This is a genomic window from Streptomyces sp. NPDC037401 (assembly GCF_055602345.1).
Genome location: NZ_JBVJWO010000040.1, coordinates 1 through 17,088, shown reverse-complemented (window position 1 = coordinate 17,088; position 17,088 = coordinate 1). Strand labels below are relative to the sequence as shown.

Genomic DNA, 17,088 nt, shown 5'->3' with positions numbered 1-17,088 from the left:
AGTTCAGTCCTTTACGACCATCTGGCGCAGGCTGGGACGACGGGGAGCAGCAGATTCCTGCGCCCAGGCGGCCAGCTCGGCCACCGTCGGCAGGTCGAAGATCTTCCGGATGGGTATCTCGATCCCCATCTCGGCGCGGGCCCGGCTGATCAGGCGGGTGGCGAGCAGGGAGTGGCCGCCGAGTTCGAAGAAACCGTCGTCGATGCCGACCCGGTCCACACCGAGCACCTCGGCGAACAGCGCGGCCAGGGTCTCCTCGCGGGGAGTGCGCGGCGCCCGGTACTCGGCGCCGGTGAACTCCGGCTCGGGCAGCGCGGCCCGGTCCAGCTTGCCGTTCGGGGTGAGCGGCAGCCGGTCGAGGAGCATGAACGCGGACGGGACCATGAAGTCCGGCAGCCGTTCCGAGACGAAGCCGTTCAGGTCCTTCGTCGTCAGGGCGCTGCCGTCGCCGTCGGCGGGCACGACGTACGCGACCAGGAGCTTGCTCGCGCTGCCGCCGCGCCCGTCGCAGGCGATGACGGCGGCCTGCGCGACGCCGGGGTGCGCGGTGAGCGCGGCCTCGACCTCGCCGGGCTCGACGCGGAAGCCGCGCACCTTGACCTGTGCGTCTCCGCGGCCCGCGTACTCGAGCCGGCCGTCGGCGTTCCAGCGCGCCAGGTCACCGGTGCGGTACATGCGCGCGCCGGGCGGGCCGAACGGGTCGGCGACGAAGCGCTCGGCGGTCAGTTCGGCGCGGCCCTGGTAGCCGCGGCCGACGTTTCCGCCGACGTACAGCTCGCCGACCGCGCCCTGCGGCAGCGGGGCCAGGCCGGGGCCGAGGACGTAGGCGCGCATGTTGCCGAGCGGGGTGCCGACGGGTGCGCTGCCCGCCCCGTCCTGCGTGTCGCCGGCGATGGTGAAGGTGGTGGCGTAGAACGACTCGCTCTGCCCGTAGGCGTTGACGATCCGTACGCCGGGGAAGGCGTTGCGCGTCTTCTCGACGAGCGACGAGGGCAGGGCCTCGCCGGCGAAGACGACCGTCTCCACGCCGGTGCGGCCGGAGATCTCGTCGACGAGTTCGGCGAAGGCGGACGGCACGGTGGAGATGACGCCGCCGCTCCAGCCCTCCTTGCGCTCGCCCAGGACCAGGACGTCCCGGACCACTTCGACGACGCCGCCGCAGGCGAGGGTCGTGAAGATCTCGAACGCCGAGACGTCGAAGTTGACCGAGGTGCCCGCGAGGAGGCGCTTGCCCGGTTCCATGCCCACGCGGGACGCGAGCTGAAGGACGCCGTTGACCACGTTGCCGTGGGTGATGGCGACGCCCTTCGGCTTGCCCGTGGAGCCGGAGGTGTAGATGACGTACGCCAGCCGGTCCGCGCCGGGCGCGAGCGCCGGGGCGGCGCCGTCCCCGGACAGGTCGAGCGTGTCGAGGAAGACGTCCGGCGCGGTGTGCTCCGGCAGCACCCCGACCGTCGCGGAGTCCGTCAGGACGAGGCGCGGCTGCGCCTCCTCGAGGATGGCCGCGAGGCGGTGGCTGGGGTACTTGGGGTCGACCGGCAGGTACGCACCGCCCGCCTTCAGGACCGCGAGCAGGGCGACCACCAGGTCCGCCGAGCGCGGCAGCGACACCGCGACGACCGACTCCGGGCCCACCCCGCGTCCGGCGAGTGCGTGCGCCAGGCGGTCGGCCCGGGCGTCCAGCTCGCGGTACGTGAGCTGCTCGTCCCCGGCGACCACGGCGACCTCGTCCGGGGTCCGCGCGGCCTGGGCCTCGACGAGCCCGTTGACGGTGACGTCCGGCGCCGGGACGGCGGTGTCGTTGAACTCGACGAGCAGCCGGTCGCGTTCGGCCGGGTCGAGGATGTCGACGTCCGCGGTCTTCAGTGCGGGGGTGGCCGCGAGCTGCCGCAGGATCCGCACGAGGCGGTCCGCGATCACCTCCACGGCGTCCCGGTCGAAGACGCCCTGCGTGTACTGGAGGAACAGCTGCAGGTGCGGGGCGGCGGCCGCCATCAGGGTCATCGGGTAGTTGGTGGCCGTGGACGCGCGCAGGCCGGTGAAGGTGATCCCGTCCGCGGCGTCGGAGGCGGCGCTGATGCCCTCCTCGTCGACCGGGTACGACTCGAAGACGACCAGCGTGTCGAAGAGGGACTTCAGTCCGACCGACTGCTGGATCTCGGTGAGCCCGTGGTAGTGGTGGTCCAGGAGGCCGGCCTGCCGGCTCTGGAGGCGGGTGAGCACCTCGGCGAGGGTGTCGCCGGGCGCGTACTCGACGCGTACGGGCAGGGTGTTGATGAACATGCCGACCATCGAGTCGACGTCCGTCACGGCAGGCGGACGCCCGGAGACGGTGGCGCCGAACACCACGTCCTGGCGGCCGGTGAGCTGGCCGAGCAGGAGGGCCCAGGCGCTCTGCACCAGGGTGTTGATGGTGACGCCCAGCTCGGTGGCGCGCCGGCCCAGGATGCGGGCCTCGTCTTCCGGGAGGGCTACGTCAACCTGGCCGACGCCCTCGCCCGCGCCCTCGGAGCCGGGGGCGAGCAGGGTCGGCTCCTCGACGCCCTCGAGCTCGGCGGCCCACACCCGGGCGGTCTCCTCCTCGTCCTGCCGGGCGCGCCAGGCCAGGAACTCGCCGAAGTCGCGGGGGGCGGACAGCCCGGCCGGGTCGCCGCCGGACGCGTAGAGCAGCAGCAGGTCCTGCATGAGCAGGGGCATGGACCAGCCGTCGATCAGCACGTGGTGGGCGGTCATCACGAGCTCGGCGCGGCCGTGCTCGAGGACGACGAGCGCCAGCCTGATCAGCGGCGGGGCGGCGACGTCGAAGTGGGCGCCCTGGTCGTCGGCGAGGAACTGCTCGAACCGCTCGGTCCGCTCCGCCTCGCCGAAGGCGGTCAGGTCGAGGTACTGCCACGGCAGGGACACCGTCTCCGGCACCACCTGCACCACGTCGCCGTCCGCCCGGTCGACGAACGCCGCGCGGAGGCTGGCGTGCCGCGCGAGCAGTGCCTGCGCGGCCCGGTGCATGCGCTCCGGGTCGACCTCGCCGGACAGGTGGAACACCAGCTGCATGTGGTACGCGTCGAACGACGACGTGGCCAGCATCGTGTGGAAGAGCATCCCGGCCTGCACCGGGGTGGTCGGCCATACGGCGGCCAGCTTGCCGAACCCGGCCTCCCAGGTGTCGATCTCCTGCTGGCCCACCGTGACCAGGGGTGCGTCGCTCGGGGTGAGACCGCCGGCGTCCGGGGTCGCGGCGTGCCGGGCCAGGGCGGTCAGCGCCTCGACCCACAGTCCGGCCAGCTCGGTGACCTCGTCGCGCGAGAGCACGCCGGCCGGGAAGCCGAAGTAGGCGGTGAGCTCCTCCCCGCCGGCGCCGGGGGTGGCCACGGCGTTGATCTCCAGCGCCGAGAGCACCGGCATGTCCGCGTCGGGAGCGGCGATGAGGTCCTGGTGCGTGGTGTCGGGCGCCCAGCCCAGGCCGCGCAGCTCCTCGGGGATGTCCGCGCTGGAGGCCCGGCCCAGGTAGTTGAAGCCGATCTGCGGCTCCCGGCGGCCGGCGAGCGCCTCGGCGGTCTCCGGGTTGAGGTGGCGCAGCAGGCCGTAGCCCATGCCGTTGTCGGGCACGGCGCGCAGCTGTTCCTTGACGGCCTTGACCGCCCGGCCGGCGGCGGGGCCGCCGGCGAACGCGTCGGCGATGTCGATGCCCGCCAGGTCCAGCTGCACCGGGTACATGGCGGTGAACCAGCCGATGGTGCCCGACAGGTCGGCGCCGGGCACGAGGTGGTCCTCGCGGCCGTGTCCTTCGAGGCGGACCAGCGTCGAGTCCCCGGAGACGCCGCGGCTGCGGCGCCACTGCGCCAGCGCCAGCGCCAGACCGGTCAGCAGACCGTCGTCGGCGCCGCCGCGGAACACCGCGGGCACCGTGTTCAGCAGGGCCGCGGTGACGTCGGCCGGCACCTGGATGCGCAGCGTGTCCACGGTGGACGTGACATCGCGCGCCGGGTCCACCTCCCGTGCTCCGAGCACGGGCTCCTCGCCGCCCAGGATCCCCTGCCACAGGGGCAGTTCCGCCACCCGCTCCGGGGTGGCCGCCTCGTCGGCCAGGGCGTGCATCCACCGGCGCAGCGAGGTGCCCTGCGGCGCCGTTTCCGGGGCGAGGCCCTCGCGGACCCGCTTCCACGCGGCGGCCAGGTCCGGCACCAGGATGCGCCAGGACACGCCGTCGACGACCAGGTGGTTCAGCACGATCAGCAGGCGGTCGGCCTCCGTGTCGGAGGTGAACCACACGAATTGGGCCATGACGCCCGCGTCCGGGTCGAGCCGGTCCGCGGCCGCGTCCAGTTCGGCCTTCGGGTCGGCGTCGGCGTAGCGCACCTCGCGCACCAGCGCGCCGGCGTCCACGCTTCCGGCGGGCTGCATCTGCAGGCCCGGCTTCTCCCGGTCGAGCCGGGAGCGCAGCACGTCGTGCCGGTCCAGCACGGCCTGGAGGGTGGCGAGCAGCCCGGTGCGGTCGATGTCCTCGGGCAGGGTGAGCAGCGCGGACATGCAGAACCGGCCGATGCCGCCGCCCAGCGCGAGCACGTGTGCGCCCGTCGGGGGCAGCGGGGACCAGCCCACGCCGCCGCCCGGCAGCTCGGCCAGGACGACCGGCTCCTCTTCCTCCCGGCCCTCGACCAGTTCGGCGAGGCGGGCGACGGTGCGCTGCTCGAAGATCTCCCGGGTGGTGACCACGACGCCGCGCGTCTTGGCGCGCGCGACGACCTGGATCGAGCGGATGCTGTCGCCGCCGCTGGTGAAGAAGTCGTCGTCGATGCCGACCCGCTCGGCGCCGAGCACGTCCGCGTACACCTCGGCGAGGACCCGCTCGGCCTCGTTGCGCGGTGCGCGGTACTCGGCGCTCGCGAACTCCGGCGCGGGCAGCGCGGCCCGGTCCAGCTTGCCGTTCGCGTTCAGCGGCAGCCGGTCCAGCACCACGAAGACGGCGGGCACCATGTAGTCCGGCAGCCGCTTGGCCGCGAACCGCTGGAGCTCGGTCGCCGAGACGGCCGCGTCCGGGCCGGCGCCGCCTTCCGTGGCGCCCGCGGGCGCCACGTAGCCGACGAGCCGCGCGGTGCCGCCGGGGTCCTCGCACACCGTGACGACGGCCTGGCCGATCCCGGGGTGCTGGGCGAGGACGGTCTCGATCTCGGTCGGCTCGACGCGGATGCCGTTCACCTTGACCTGGGTGTCGGCGCGTCCCGCGTACTTCAGCAGGCCGTTCTCGTCCCACTGGGCCAGGTCGCCGGTGCGGTACATGCGCGCGCCGGCGGGACCGAAGGGGGAGGCGACGAAGCGCTCGGCGGTGACGGCGCCGTTGCGGTGGTAGCCGCGGGCGACCAGGCCGCCGACGTACAGCTCGCCGATCACGCCGGGTGCGACCGGGGTGAGCTCGGGCCCGAGTACGTAGGCGCGCATGTTGGCGAGGGGCTGCCCGACCGGGATCGCACCGGTGCCGGCCACGTCCTCGGGGACGGTGTACGTGGTGGCGTAGAAGCTTTCGGTCTGCCCGTACGCGTTGACGACGCGCGTGGCGGGCAGGGCCCGGCGGACCTTGCCGACGAGGTCGGCCGAGAGCGCCTCGCCGGCGAAGACGACGGTGTCCACGTCGAGCTGCAGGCCGTCGGAACCGTCGGTACCGTCGGTGAGTTGGTCGAGCAGCGCGGAGAACACCGCGGGCACGGCGCTGATGGTCGTGCCCGACCAGCTGCCGCGCTCGCCGAGTTCGAGGGCGTCGCGGACGATCTCGACGGTCGCACCGGCGGTGAGCGCGGTGAAGATCTCGAAGACGGACACGTCGAAGTTCACGGAGGTCGCGGCGAGCATCCGGGAGCCCGCCTCGACCTGCACGGTCTGCCGCAGGTCCCGTACGCCGTTGACGACGCCGGCGTGGGTGATGGCGACGCCCTTGGGCGTGCCGGTGGAGCCCGACGTGAACATCACGTAGGCCAGGTTGTCCGGCGTGATGCCGGCGTCCGGGGCCGCGGGGCCGTCGAGGTCCGGGCCGTCGAGGTCCAGGCCGTCGAGGTGGAGGACCGGCGGCCGGGCGCCCGCGACGGTTGCCGCCGCCTCGCGGTCGGTGAGCACGAGCGCCGGCCCGGCGGTCTCCAGCAGGAGGCCGATGCGCGAGGACGGGTAGCCCGGGTCGATCGGCAGGTAGGCGCCGCCGGCCTTGAGCACGGCCAGCAGTGCGACCGCCAGGTCCGCGGAGCGCGGCAGGGCCACGGCGACCAGGACGTCCGGCCCGACGCCGTGGTCCCGCAGGACCGCGGCCAGCCGGCCGGCGCGGGCGTCGAGGTCCCGGTACGACAGCTCGGTGCCGCCGGACACCACGGCGGTGGCGTCCGGGGTGCGCGCCGCCTGGGCGGCGACGAGCTCCGGCACCGTCGCCGCGGGCACGGGCACCGTGGTCTCGTTGACCTTGGCCAGCAGCTCGTGTTCGGCGTCGGTGAGCACGTCCACCGCGCCGAGCCGCGTGCCGGAGTCGGCGACGACCTGGCGCAGCACGCGCACGTAGCGGTCGACGAGGCTCTCGGCCGTGGTGTGGTCGAACAGCTCGGCCGCGTACTCCAGGCGCCCGATCGCACCGCCGGCCGGGGACGGGACGATGTTGAAGAACAGGTCGAACTTCGCGGTGCCGGTGCCCGCCGGGACGGGGGTGATCCGCAGTCCCGGGGTCTCGATCTGCGACCACTCGAACTGCCAGGCCAGCATGACCTGGAACAGCGGCTGGTACGCGGTGGTGCGGTCCGGGCTCAGCAGCTCCACCAGGCGCTCGAAGGGAACGTCCTGGTTGTCGTACGCGGCGAGCGCCCGGTCGCGGACCTGCTCCAGCAGGTCGCCGAACGTGGGGTTGCCCGACAGGTCGACGCGCAGCACCCAGGTGTTGGCGAAGAACCCGATCAGGTCGTCGAGCTGCTCGTCGGCGCGCCCCTCGATGGGGCTGCCGATGGTCAGGTCGTTGCCGGCCCCGAGGTGGTGCAGCAGCACCGCGAGGACGCTCTGGGCGAGCATCGGCGCCGTGGCCCCGCGCCCGGAGGCCAGCTTCTGGACGCCGGCCAGCAGGTCGGCGTCCAGCTCGAAGTCGACGAAGCCGCCGTCGTGGCTCGCCGCGGTCGGCCGCGGCCGGTCCAGCGGGAGCTGGACCGGCTGCGGGACCTCGGCCAGTTCGCGGCGCCAGTAGTCCAGCTGCGCCGCGGCGACGCTCTCGGGGTCCTCCTCGTCGCCGAGGACCTCGCGCTGCCACAGCGTGTAGTCCTTGTACTGGATCGGAAGCGGGGTCCAGTCCGGCGCACCGCCCTGGCTGCGGGCCGAGTACGCGGACAGGAAGTCCCGCATGAAGGGCGCCATCGACGCCCCGTCCGCGGCGATGTGGTGGAACACGAACACCAGCACGTGCTCCTGCTCGGAGACACGGAGGACCGTGGTCCGCAGGGGCAGTTCGGTGTCCAGGTCGAAGCCTTCGCACCCGGCCTCGTGCACGGCGGAGTCCACCGCGTCCGGGGCCACGTCGACCACCCGGAACTGGAGGGCCGCCTCCTGCGGGGGCAGGACCTTCTGCTCCGGGGTGCCGTCCTCGTTCTCGACGACGAGGGTGCGCAGACTCTCGTGCCGGGTGACGACGTCCGTCACGGCCGCGGCCAGGGCCGCCGTGTCCAGCGGCCCTTCCAGGCGCAGGACGAACGGGATGTTGTAGGTCGCGGACGGGCCTTCCAGTCGGTGGAGGAACCACAGCCGGCGCTGTGCGAAGGACAACGGGATCATCGAGGTACTCCTACCTACACGTTCATGGGGCGCAGCATCGGGCGCAGCTGGGGGCGGTTCGACGTGCCCGTCTTCTCGAGCTGTTCGGCCAGCTGGGCGACCGTCGGGCTGCGGAACACGGTGGTGACCTTCACGTCGACCTTGAGCTCGTTGCGGATGCGGCCGGTCAGCCGGGTCGCGAGCAGCGAGTGCCCGCCGTGGTCGAAGAAGTCGGCGTCGATGCCGACCTCCGGCAGACCCAGCAGCTCGGCGAACAGCCGGCAGAGGACTTCCTCGTTGTGGTTGCGCGGCTCTCGTCCGGCCGCCGCGGCCTCCGTCTGGAGGTCCGGTGCGGGGAGCGCCTTGCGGTCGAGCTTCCCGCTCGGCGTCGAGGGGAGCTCGGCGAGCGGCACGATCGCCGAGGGGACCATGTACTCCGGCAGGTTCTCCCGGGCCAGGTCCGTCAGGGCCGTCAGGTCCAGCTGGGCCGGGGCCTTGCCGCCCGCCGGCACGACGTAGGCGACCAGGCGCTGGTCGCCGGGGCGGTCCTCGCGCACCAGGGCCACGGCGCTGTCGACGTCCGGGTGCGCGGCGATCGCCTGCTCGATGTCGCCGAGCTCGATGCGGAAGCCGCGGAGCTTGACCTGGAAGTCGGACCGGCCGATGTACTCGACCTGGCCGTCCCGGTTCCAGCGCACGACGTCGCCGGTGCGGTACATCCGGGTCCCCGGCTCGCCGAACGGGCAGGCCACGAAGCGGTCCGAGGTCAGGCCGGGCTGGTTGAGGTAGCCCCGGGCGAGCCCGGTGCCGGCCAGGTACAGCTCGCCGGACACCCCGGGGGCGACCGGGCGCAGCGCCGCGTCGAGCACGTACACCTGGGTGTTCCACACCGGGGCGCCGATCGGCACCCGGTCCGCGCCCGGCACGTGCTGGTACGCGGTGACCTCGACGGACGCCTCGGTGGGGCCGTAGAGGTTGTGCACCCCGAGGTCAGGCAGGAGCTCGGCGGTCCTGTTGGCCAGGGCCGGCGGGAACGCCTCGCCGGCGACCTCGATCCAGCGCAGGCTGCTGCACTCCTTGGCCAGGGGCTCGTTGACGAACGCCTCCAGCAGGGAGGGCACGAAGTCCGCGCCGGTCACACCCTCGCGCCGGATCAGGTCGGCGAGGTAGGCGGGGTCACGGCGCCCGTCCGGACGGGCGATGACCACGGCGGCACCGACCTGGAGCGGCGCGAAGATCTCGGGCACCGACACGTCGAAGCTCGCCGTCGTGCTCAGCAGCACCCGGTCGTCGACGCCGACGTCGAAGTGCGACAGGCCCCACTTCAGGCGGTTCGAGATCGACCGGTGGGCCACCTGCACGCCCTTGGGGCGGCCGGTGGAGCCGGAGGTGAAGATGACGTACGCGGCGTTGTCCGGCGTCAGCGCCCGCTCGGGGTTGGTCTCCGGGTACCCGGAGACGTCCGGCAGGTCGGCGTCGAGCACCAGCAGCGGCTTCGCGCTGTCCAGGACGAGCCGTACCCGGTCCTCGGGCAGCTCGGTGTCGATGGGCACGTAGGCCGCACCGGCCTTGACGACCGCGTAGATCGCCACCATCAGGTCCACGGAGCGCGGGATCTTCACGGCGACCAGCCGCTCGGGGCCCGCGCCCTGCTCGACCAGCCAGTGGGCCAGGCGGTTGGCGCGCCGGTTGAACTCGCCGTAGGTCAGGGTCTCGTGCTCGCCGATCAGCGCCACGCGGTCGGGCTCGCGCTCCGCCTGCGCCTCGAAGGCATCCGGCAGGGTGTCCGCCGCCACGGGACGCGCCGTGTCGTTGATCCCCTTGAGCAGCCAGTCCCGCTCGTCCGCCGCCAGCACCTCCAGGGCACCGACCGGCGTCTGCGGGTCCTCGAGCACCTGCTCCAGCACCCGGACGAGCCGGGCGGCGATCTCCTCGGCCGCGTCGCGCTCGTAGAGGTTGGTCTGGTAGTCGAGGGAGAGCCGCAGGTACGGGTCGGCGGAGTTGAGGGTGAGCGGGTAGTGCGAGCCGGCGAACGGCCGGATGGCGTCGATCGTGAAGCCGGCCGAGTCGTTCGCCTCGACCATGCCCTCGCGGTCGATCGGGTAGTTCTCGAACACGACGATGGTGTCGAAGAGGGAGGGCAGACCGACGCCGCGCTGGATGTCGGCCAGGCCGTAGTAGTGGTGGTCCAGCAGGGAGATCTGCCGGTCCTGCAGGTCGGTGATGACCTCGCCCGCGGTCTGGTCCGGCCGGCAGCGCACCCGGGTCGGCAGGGTGTTGATGAACAGGCCGACCATCTCGTCCGAGCCGACCAGGTCGGCCGGGCGGCCGTTGACGGCGGCGCCGAAGACCACGTCGTCCTGTCCGGTCAGCTTCGAGAGCAGGACCGCCCACGCGCCCTGGAGGAGCGTGTTCAGGGTGACGCCGAGTTCCGCGGCGCGCCGGGCGAGTTCGCGCCCCTTGTCGATCGACAGCGGGACCTCGACGCGGCCGAGGCGGGACGCCTCGCCCTTCTCGGGGAGGTCCGCGGCGATGAGGGTGGGCTGCTCGAAGCCGTCGAGCTCGTCCTTCCAGCGGGCGGCCGACGCGTCCCGGTCCTGCTTGGACAGCCAGCCCAGGTAGTCGCCGTAGCTGCGGACCGGGGCGAGCTCCTCGGTGGCGGCGTACAGCCGGACCAGGTCCTTGATCACCAGCGGTGACGACCAGCCGTCGAACAGGGTGTGGTGCGCCGTGATGATGAGCTTGGCCTTCTGCGGCCCGCAGGTGAGCAGGGCCAGGCGGAACAGCGGCGGCCGGGAGGGGTCGAGCTGCTCGGTCCGGTCGTCGGCCAGGGCCTTGTCGACCGCCGCGTCCTGCTCGGCCTCGCCGAGGTGGGTGAGGTCGATGTGCTGCCACGGCACGGCGACGTCTTCCGCCACGATCTGGACCGGGTCGCCGTCGGCGCCGGTCACGAACGCGGAGCGCAGGTTCGGGTACCGCTCGAGGAGCGCCTGCCCGGCCGCCCGCATCCGCGCCGGGTCCACGTGCCCGGTCAGGTGCATCAGGAACTGCATGTGGTAGACGTCGAAGGTGCCGTCGGCGAGTGCGGCCTGGAACTGGATGCCGGACTGGCCGGGGGCCTGCGGCCACACCTGGACCAGGCGGCCGTAGCGCTCCTCCCAGTCGTCGATCTCGTCCTGGTTCACCGTGACGAGCGGGGCGTCCGAGGGGGTGAGCCCGCCGGCGTCGGGGCGTGCGGCGTACGCGGCCATGCCGTGCAGCACCTCGACCCACAGCTCGGCCAGTTCGGCGGTCCGCTCGCGGGAGAGGACCCCGGTGGGGAACATGAAGACCGCCTGCAGCCGCCCGCCGTCAGCGGTGTCCGTGACGACCGAGTTGACCTCCAGCGCGGACAGCGCGGGCAGGTCCGGGTCGGGCATCGGGATCAGCTCCGAGGACCAGTCCGCCGGGACCCATCCCTCGGCGCGCAGGTGCTCGGGCACATCGGCGTCGGAGATCCGGCCGAGGTAGTTGAAGCCGATCTGCGGCGCCGCGTACTCCTCGAGCTGCGGCGCGGTCTCCGGGTTCAGCCAGCGCAGGAGGCCGTACCCGAGGCCCTTGTCCGGGACCCCGCGCAGCTGCTCCTTGACCAGCTTGACCGCCTTCGCGGCCGCGGGGCCGCCGGCCAGCACGTCGGCCAGGTCCACGCCCTGCACCGCGACCTTGGCCGGGTACATGCTGGTGAACCATCCGACGGTGCGGGAGAGGTCGGCGCCGGGGACGGCGTCCTCCTCGCGGCCGTGTCCTTCGAGCCGGACCAGCGTCGAGCGGTCGTCACCGCGCCAGCGGTTCACCGCGAGGGCGAGCGCGGCGAGCAGCACGTCGGTGCCGGTGCCCTTGAACGCGGCGGGAAGCCTGGTCAGCACGGCCTCGGTGACGTCGGCGGGCAGCTGCACGCGCACGGTGTCGAGGGTGGACATCACGTCCACGGCCGGGTCGAACGCCCGCTCGCCCAGGGGGAGGTTGGGCGACTCGAGCACGTCGCGCCAGTAGTCGAGCTCGTCTTCCCGCTCCGGGGAGAGGGCCTCGGACTCCAGCGCCGCCGCCCAGCGGCGGGCCGACGTGCCGACCTCGGGCAGCTCGGGGGTCCCGCCGGATCGGACCTGCTGCCACGCCTCGGCGAAGTCCGACATGAGGATGCGCCAGGAGACGCCGTCCACCACCAGGTGGTGCAGCACCACGAGCAGCCTGCCGGCGCCCGAGTCCGCGGCGAACCAGACGAAGTCGGCGACGGTGCCGGCCTCCGGGTCGAGCCGGTCGGCCGCGGCTTCCAGCTCCGCCTTCGCCGTCTCCAGCGCGGCGGGGTCGTCCCACCCGCCGGCGACGGGAACGCGGCGGATCAGGTCCGCCGCCCGCACGGCGCCCTGCGGACGCACGACGACGGAGGACTCCGGGCCGCGCACCAGCTGCGCGCGCAGGAGGTCGTGCCGGTCGAGCACGGCGTCCAGCGTCGCGGCCAGCCGGGTCTCGTCGATGCCCGTGGGCAGCTCCAGCACCATCGACATGGCGAAGCGGTTGATCCCGCCGCCGTGCTCGAACACGTGCTGCGCCACCGGCTGCAGCGCCATCGGGCCGACGCCGCCGCCCTCGAGCTCCACGAGCGCGGGCACCTCGTCCCGGCGGTCGGCGGCCACCTCGGCCAGCCGGGCCGCCGTACGGCACTCGAAGATCTCGCGCGTGGTGACGTTCAGGCCCCGGGAGCGGGTGCGCGCCACGACCTGGATCGAGCGCAGGCTGTCGCCGCCCACGGCGAAGAAGTCGTCGTCGACGCCGACGCGGTCCACGCCGAGCACGTCCGCGTACGCCGCGGTGATGATCTTCTCGGCCTCGGTGCGCGGCTCGCGGTACGCCTCGCCCAGGTACTCCGGCTCGGGCAGGGCCGAGCGGTCGAGCTTGCCGGTCGGGCCGAGCGGCAGCTTGCCGATGGCCACGAAGGCGGACGGGACCATGTAGTCGGGCAGCCGCGCCGCGACGAACTTGCGCAGCTCGGCGGCCGAAGCGCCGGCCTGCACGTCGACGTCGCCGATACCGCCGGCGCCGTCGTCGCCGACGGCGCCCTCGCCGACGTGGACGACGTAGGCGACGAGCCGCTTGCCGCCCGAGGGCACGTCGCGGCTGATCACCACGGCCTCGGTGATGCCGGGGTGCGCGGTGAGCGCCGCCTCGACCTCGGCCGTCTCGATGCGGAAGCCGCGGACCTTCACCTGGCCGTCGCCGCGGCCGACGCACTCCAGCTCGCCCTGAGCGTTCCAGCGGGCGAGGTCGCCCGTGCGGTACATCCGCTCGCCGGTGCCGAACGGGTTCGCCACGTAGCGCTCGGAGGTCAGGCCCGGACGGCCGTGGTAGCCGCGGCCGAGGCAGGTGCCGACCACGTACAGCTCGCCGATCACGCCCTGCGGCACCGGGGTCAGGCCCGGGCCCAGCACGTAGGCGCGCATGTTGCCCAGCGGTGTGCCGATGGGTGCGACGTCGCCCTCCGCCCACTCCGCGGAGCCCGCGAGGGAGAAGGTGGTGGCGTAGAAGCTCTCGCTCTGGCCGTAGGAGTTGACGATCTGCACGCCCGGCAGGGCCTCGCGGACCTGGCGCACCAGCCGGCCCGGGAGCACGTCGCCCGCGAACACGACCGTGCGCACGTCGGTCGCCTTCTCCAGGTGACCGGCCAGTTCGCCGAGGACCGACGGGACGCCGCTGATGACCTGGCCGTCCCAGGCGTCCCGCTCGGCGAGCGCCAGGGCGTTCGGCACGACCTCGGCCGTGCCGCCGGTGGACAGGGTGGTCAGCAGCTCGAAGACGGAGACGTCGAAGTTCACGGAGGTGCCGGCGAGCATCTTCCACCCGGCCGGCGCGTCGAGGACGCGCACCAGCTCCTGCACGCCGTTGACGACGCTGCGGTGGGTGATCGCCGCGCCCTTCGGCTTGCCCGTGGAGCCGGAGGTGTACATCACGTACGCCAGGTTGTCCGGACCCAGCGGCGAGGTGCGGCCGGAGTTGTCCGGCGCCCCCGCGGGCGTCTCCCACTCGGCGCGCAGGTCGAGGTTGACGCTCGACATGTCGTTCTGCGGCAGCTCCTGCGCCGTGGCGGTGTCGGTGACCACGAAACGCGGGCGTGCCTCGGACAGCACGGTCTCCGCGCGTCCGGCGATGTACTGCGGGTCCATCGGCACGTAGCCGGCGCCGGACTTGAGGATGCCGAGCAGGCCGACCACGAGGTCCTCGGTGCGCGGCAGCGCGAGGACCACCAGGTCCTCCGGGCCGGCGCCGCGCCGGACCAGCTCCCACGCGACGGCGTTCGCCCGGTCGTCGAGCTCCCGGTAGGTCAGGGTCCGGCCGTCGCACACGATCGCCTGGGCGTCCGGCGTCCGGGCCGCCTGGGCTTCGAACAGCTCGGGGACCGTCAGCTCGGACACCGTCGCGGTGGTGCCGTTGAACTCGGTGAGCAGCCGGTCCCGCTCGGCGTCGTCGAGCACGTCGATCCCGCCGATGGTGCGGCCCGAGTCGGCCACCAGCTCGCTCAGTACGCGCACGAACCGGCTGCCGAGGGCCTCGACCGTGTCCTTCTCGAACAGGTCGGTGGCGTACTCCAGACGGACACCCGCGCCGCCCGCGGTGTCCGGGATCATGTTGAAGAACAGGTCGAACTTGGCCGTGCCGGTCTCGAGGGTCTCGGACTCGACCTCGAGGCCGGCGAACGGCAGGGTCCCCACCGGCTCCTGCCAGGCGAGCATCACCTGGAAGAACGGGTGGTAGGCGATGGACCGGTCCGGGTTCAGCAGCTCCACGAGCCGCTCGAACGGCATGTCCTGGTTGTCGTACGCGGCGAGCGCGCGGTCCCGCACCCGGTCGAGGAGCTGGAGGAAGGTCGGGTTGCCGGAGAGGTCGACGCGCAGCACCCAGGTGTTGACGAAGAAGCCGACGAGGTCCCGCAGTTCCTCGTCGGTGCGGCCCGCGATCGGCGCGCCGAGCGGTATGTCGTCGCCGCACCCGAGGTGGTGCAGGAGCACCGCCAGTGCCGACTGCATGACCATGGAGACGGTGATGTCCTGCTCCGCGGCCAGCTCCTCCACGGCCGCGAGCAGCTCGGCGCCGATCGGGAACTGGACCAGGTCGCCGGCGGAGCTCGTGCGCTGCGGGCGCGGGCGGTCCGTCGGCAGGGCCAGCGGCTGCGCCATGTCGGCCAGGGCCTCGCGCCAGTACGCCAGCTGGCGGGCGGCGAGACTGTCCGGGTCGGACTCGTCGCCGAGCACGTCCTGCTGCCACAGCGTGTAGTCCGCGTACTGCACCGGGAGCGGCTCCCACACCGGGGAGTTCCCGTCCCGGCGCGCCTCGTACGCCTCGGTGAGGTCGCGGAGCAGCGGCCCGAGGGACTCGCCGTCCAGGGCGATGTGGTGCACCACGAGCACGAGGGTGTGCTCGGTCGGTGCGGTGCGCAGCAGCGTGGCGCGGATCGGCGCGTCGGCGGCCAGGTCGAAGGTCTCCTTGGCCGCCCGGTCGACCGCGGCCGCCCGCTCCTGCGGGGCGACCTCGATGACCGGCAGGCCGACCGTCTTCTCACCGGAGTCCAGCACCTGCTGGTGCGGGACGCCGTGTTCGTCCTCGACGATCACCGTACGGAGGACTTCGTGCCTGTCGACGACGTCGCGGAGCGCCGTCTCCAGCGCACCCACGTTCAGCTCACCGGTCAGCCGCAGGGCGAAAGCGCCGTTGTAGGTCGGCGAAGGGCCTTCGAACCGGTCCACGAACCACAGCCGACGCTGGGCGAACGACAACGGGATCATTGTTTCTCCAAAATCGGCAAACCAGGGAGCGGGGTGGGCTGTGACTCAGCTCTGGTCGAGCAGGGTCAGGAGTTCGTCGTTGTAGAAGTCGTCGATGGAGCACGCTCCCGACAGGGTCGAGAAGTAGCGGTCGATGTGCTCCTGGTGGCCGACCAGCTTCTTCAGCATGTCGACCCGGCCCTCGGGCTTGAGCTCGGCGACGTTGAGCGCGCCCTGGTAGTGGCTGAGGGCGTCGTTGCTCAGTTCGCTCTCGTAGCGCCGCAGCGCCGAGCGGAGCTTGGCGTCGTCGTGCAGACCGTCCCCGATGAACTCGGTGAGGTTCCGGGCCTGGACGAAGGCCTCCGTGATGCCGCGGGCGGTGATGGAGTCCTTGTGGTTGACCGCGTCGCCGACCAGCGCCCACCCGGGGCCGTGGGCCTTGCGGAAGTAGTTGTCCTGGTGGCCGGTGCCGTACAGCTGCTCCACGCGCTCGCCCGCCTGCATGCGCTCCCACAGCTCGGGAGACGTCGTGCGGAAGGCCTCGAGGTAGGCGGGCTCGACGGCCTTGCGGACCTGGCCGAAGTCGGCCTGCGGGAAGTAGGCCATGAGCAGCGTGAGGTCGTTGTTGGTGGGGATGACGCCGATCCAGTGGCCCGGCTGCTCGTACAGCTCGAAGTCCGAGGGAACGCCGGCCCAGTAGCTGTAGTACGTGCAGGTCAGCCGCGGGTGCTCGATGACGTTCTCGGCGCCGACCTTGCGCGCCACCAGCGAGCGCATGCCGTCCGCGCCGACGACCAGGCGCGCCCGTTCCGTCGCCTCGGCTCCGCCGGGCAGCGTGTAGCGCACGCCGACGACCCGGTCGTCCTCCCACAGCAGGTCGTTGACGGCGCAGCCCTCGCGGAAGTCGACGCCGGCCTCGACGGCGCCCTCGGCGAGGATCGGGTCGAGCACGAAGCGCCGCGGCGCGTACGTGGCCGTCAGGCCGTCGATCGGGAGGGAGAAGCCCTCGATGCGGACGCCGGGACCCTCGTAGACCTGCTTGGTGATCGGCTTGCAGCCCGCGTCACGGAGCTTGTCGAGCAGCCCCCAGCGGTTGAGCAGCGCGACGCCCTCCATGTGGAGGTAGTGCGAGGACAGCGTGTCCTGGGGGAACCGCGCCTTTTCCAGGAGCAGAACGCGGTAACCCTGCTGCGCGAATAGCATGGCCGTCGGCGAGCCCGCACAACGGGCACCGATGACAATCACGTCGTACATGGCGCCTCCGCCTTTCTTTTACAGATGATTTTTTGCCTCAACGCAGCCGCAAACCGGATGAGCCATGGCGATTGAGGGAGCTATCGGCGCAGCGGACGGAAAAGCCGCTGCCGAGCATGAATTCGATGCTAGCGACCCGCACTTGCGGGATAAACAGAGCCGGGCGGAGGAATGCGCGCCGGCGCCGTGGGGGGGGGGGGGGGGGGGGGGGGGGGGGGGGGGGGGGGGGGGGGGGGGGGGGGGGGGGGGGGGGGGGGGGGGGGGGGGGGGGGGGGGGGGG

The 17,088-nt window shown here is 72.8% G+C and carries 3 protein-coding genes; all 3 read right to left on the bottom strand.

All coding sequences use genetic code 11. The annotated features are described in order from the left end of the window. Positions 1-3: 3 nt before the first annotated feature. The 3 genes from ACZ7H1_RS31630 to ACZ7H1_RS31620 are packed head-to-tail and all read right to left on the bottom strand — an operon-like array spanning position 4 to position 16,808. The gene (locus ACZ7H1_RS31630) at positions 4-7,782 is read right to left on the bottom strand and encodes an amino acid adenylation domain-containing protein (RefSeq protein WP_470791266.1); all 7,779 of its coding nucleotides are present in this window, start codon (positions 7,780-7,782) and stop codon (positions 4-6) included. Positions 7,783-7,796: 14 nt separating this feature from the next. Continuing rightward, positions 7,797-15,575, bottom strand: a complete 7,779-nt coding sequence (locus ACZ7H1_RS31625) for an amino acid adenylation domain-containing protein (RefSeq protein ID WP_470791265.1) — start codon at positions 15,573-15,575, stop codon at positions 7,797-7,799. Positions 15,576-15,620: 45 nt separating this feature from the next. Beyond that, positions 15,621-16,808 carry an NAD(P)/FAD-dependent oxidoreductase gene (locus ACZ7H1_RS31620; protein ID WP_470791264.1) on the bottom strand — a complete coding sequence of 396 codons (1,188 nt, stop codon included), beginning with the start codon at positions 16,806-16,808 and terminating at the stop codon, positions 15,621-15,623. Between the last annotated feature and the right edge of the window lie 280 nt (positions 16,809-17,088).

Bases quoted from the DNA above. Each gene is read 5' to 3' on its own strand.
- ACZ7H1_RS31630 (WP_470791266.1), bottom strand. From the start codon at position 7,782: ATGATCCCGTTGTCCTTCGCACAGCGCCGGCTGTGGTTCCTCCACCGA.
- ACZ7H1_RS31625 (WP_470791265.1), bottom strand. From the start codon at position 15,575: ATGATCCCGTTGTCGTTCGCCCAGCGTCGGCTGTGGTTCGTGGACCGG.
- ACZ7H1_RS31620 (WP_470791264.1), bottom strand. From the start codon at position 16,808: ATGTACGACGTGATTGTCATCGGTGCCCGTTGTGCGGGCTCGCCGACG.